A 3,283-nucleotide genomic window follows, 5' to 3' on the forward strand; every position below is an offset into this window, starting at 1 on the left:
AACTCGAATCCAACTATCAGGTTCAGGTCTGATGGAGAAGATCCGACTTGGCATTGCAGGACTAGGCCGCGCCTTCTCGTTGATGCTGCCAACCTTTCTCGCCGACTCCCGCGTGCAACTCGTCGCTGCCTGCGACCCGCGCGAGACGGCGCGTGCGCAGTTCGAAGCCGATTTCGATGCGCCGGCCTTCGACGACATCGACGCGCTGGCCCGCCGGCCGGACATCGACGCGATCTACATCGCAAGTCCGCATCAGTTTCACGCGGCGCATACGCGAATTGCTGCGGCGCACGGCAAACATGTGCTCGTCGAAAAGCCGATGGCGCTGTCGCTCGCCGAATGTGACGACATGATCGATGCGTGCCGCAAGGCGAACGTGCATTTGATCGTCGGCCATTGTCACAGCTTCGACACGCCTTATCTGCGCACGCGTGAACTGATCGAGTCGGGCGCGTTCGGTGAAGTGAAGATGATTCACGCGCTTAACTACACCGACTATCTGTATCGGCCGCGCCGGCCCGAGGAACTGAAGACCGAAGAAGGCGGCGGTGCGGTGTTCAGTCAGGCGGCGCATCAGGTGGATATCGTGCGCATGCTCGCGGGCAGCCGTGCGACGCGCATCCGCGCGGCCGTCGGCAACTGGGATGCGGCGCGTCCTACCGAAGGCGCCTACACCGCGACGCTGTGGTTCGAGAACGGCGCATTCGCCACGCTCTCCTACAACGGCTACGCCCATTTCGATTCGGATGAATGGACCGGATGGATCGGTGAGATGGGACAGACACGCAGCCCGGACGAATACGGCGCTGCGCGTCGGAAACTGTCAGGCGTGGCGTCGCGCGAGGAAGAGGCCAGCCTCAAGGCGGCAGGCACCTATGGCGGGAAGACGTATGCGCCTGCATCGAAAGAACCGGATGAGCGCAGGCATCAGCATTTCGGACCGCTGATCGTCTCGTGCGAACGCGGCGATTTGCGGCCGATGCCGGACGGCATCGTTGTGTATGGCAATGAACGGCGCGAGCGTATCGAACTCGACGCGCCGCGTGTGCCGCGCGCCGAAGTCATCGACGAACTGATGGGTGCGATGCGTGGCGGAATTGCGCCGCTGCACGACGGCGAGTGGGCGCGCGGCACGCTGGAAATCTGTCTCGCGATGCTGCGTTCGAGCGCTGAGGCGCGCGATGTCGTCATCAAATAATCATCAGGATAATTGAATATGTCAAAGCTCAATCTCTCGATTGCGGTAGGCAACTACGATCGCATGCGCCCGCTCGTCGACGGCGAAGTGCAGATCGACGGTGTCGATCCGGTCTTCATGCTTCAGGACCCGGAAGAAATCTTCTTTCGCGCCTTCCGTCACTCGGATTACGACATCTGCGAGCTTTCGCTGTCGAGCTACAGCGTGAAGACGGCGGCGGGCACGAGCCCGTATATCGGCGTGCCGATTTTTCCTTCGCGCGCGTTTCGCCATACGTCGATCTACGTGCGCAACGATCGCGGCATCGACAAGCCGGGTGATCTGAAGGGCAAGCGCATCGGCGTGCCGGAATATCAATTGACGGCCAACGTGTGGGCGCGCCTTTTTCTCGAAGAGGATCACGGACTCAAGGCATCGGACGTGACATGGATTCGCGGCGGCTACGAGGAAACCGGCCGGCTGGAGAAGATCAGCCTGAAGCTGCCCGGCGACGTGCGGCTCGAAAACGCGCCCGCGGACAAGACCATCTCCGGCATGCTCGCATCCGGCGAAATCGATGCGCTTATCGGACCCCGCGCGCCGTCGTGTTTTACGAACGGCCATCCGAACGTGAAGTATCTCTTCGACGATCCGCAGAAAGCCGCCGCCGACTGGTACGGCCGCACAAAGCTGTTCCCGATCATGCATCTGCTGGGCGTGCGGCGCTCGCTTGCGGAGCAGCATCCGTGGCTGCCGGGCGCGGTGGCGAAAGCCTTCGAAAAGAGCAAGGCTTTCGCGCTTGCAAAACTGAGCGATACGTCCGCGACCAAGGTGACGCTGCCTTTCGTCGAAGAGCAGTTGCGCAATGCGCGCCGTCTGATGGGACATGACTTCTGGCCGTACGGCTTCGAGCCGAACCGGCATGTACTGTCGCGCTTTCTGAAGCGGCATCACGATGAGGGCTTGTCGAGCCGTCTGCTGCAACCGGAGGACCTTTTTCATCCTGCAACGCTCGAGAACTTCAAGATCTGAGCGTATCCGGCGACGCTTCAGGCGTCGCTTTGTCATGCGACCGATGCGCCGTGGAGACCGGCGTATCGGCCAACGCAAATCAATCGCAAGTCACGACAATGAAAAAAACTACGATCGCCTCGCTGATCGCGGCGGGCTGCGCCTGCACGTGCGTGAATGTCCATGCGCAAAGCTCCGTCACGCTCTACGGGATTCTAGATGTCGGCGTTGAATACGCGAATCATGTGGTGCAGGGCCAGCGGTCATCATCGGCTGTGCGCGAGCAATCGGGCAATCTCGCCGGATCGCGCTGGGGCTTCAAGGGCAGCGAAGACCTGGGCGGCGGCTACAAGGCCGTCTTCACGCTGGAAAGCGGTTTCAACCTGAACAACGGTGCGCTCGGTCAGGGCGGGCGTCTGTTCGGCCGCAAGGCGTTCGTCGGCATCTCGACGCCGTACGGAACGGTGACGCTCGGACGTCATCAAAACCTGCTTTACGAGCTGATGTACAAGTACGATCCGCTCACGCTCAATCCGAGCTACTCGGCGCAGGCGATGGACGCGCAACTGGTGAATCGCGCCGACAACTCGATCCGCTATGGCGTGCAGGCGGCGGGCATCACCTTCGCTGCGCTCTACAGCAGCGGCTACGATTCGACTATTCCCAACGGTGCAAACGTGCCGGGCGCGGCCAAGGTCGGCCGCGAGATGAGCGCCTCGCTCCTGTTTGATCGCGGTCCGCTGAGCGCAGGCGTCACTTACGACCAATTGCAAGGAACTTCGGTCGCGACTCAGAGCAATACGCAGAGCCGCGCAATGTTCGGCCTGTCGTACGACTTTCGTCCGGTCACCTTGCTGGCCGGGTTGCGCTGGCTCAACGTAAGCAACACATCGACACCGGCGAGTTCGATGCTCTACTGGGGCGGCGTGAACTATCACGTCGTGCCGCCCTTGCTGATATCGGCGGGCGTGTATCACACGCAGTATCGCGCCCCGCACGGAGGACCCACGATGGGAATTCTGCTGGTGGACTATTCGTTATCCAAACGTACCGAGCTTTATGCGGAAGGCGCTTACGTGAGCAATCCATCGTTCT

At 61.3% G+C, this 3,283-nt stretch carries 3 protein-coding genes; all 3 read left to right on the plus strand.

The window, feature by feature from the left end; all coding sequences use genetic code 11:
* The first annotated feature begins 31 nt into the window (after positions 1-31).
* Entirely contained in the window at positions 32-1,198 is a 1,167-nt protein-coding gene (locus P7F28_RS15600) for a Gfo/Idh/MocA family protein (protein ID WP_277185422.1), read from the plus strand.
* Positions 1,199-1,216: 18 nt separating this feature from the next.
* The gene (locus tag P7F28_RS15605; protein ID WP_277185423.1) at positions 1,217-2,209 is read left to right on the plus strand and encodes an ABC transporter substrate-binding protein; all 993 of its coding nucleotides are present in this window, start codon (positions 1,217-1,219) and stop codon (positions 2,207-2,209) included.
* A 98-nt stretch (positions 2,210-2,307) separates the two neighbouring features.
* A partial coding sequence (locus tag P7F28_RS15610) for a porin (RefSeq protein ID WP_277185424.1) occupies positions 2,308-3,283 on the plus strand: 976 nt, incomplete at its 3' end.

It is taken from the genome of Caballeronia sp. BR00000012568055 (genome assembly GCF_029439455.1).
In the GTDB taxonomy this organism is placed as follows: Bacteria; Pseudomonadota; Gammaproteobacteria; order Burkholderiales; family Burkholderiaceae; genus Caballeronia.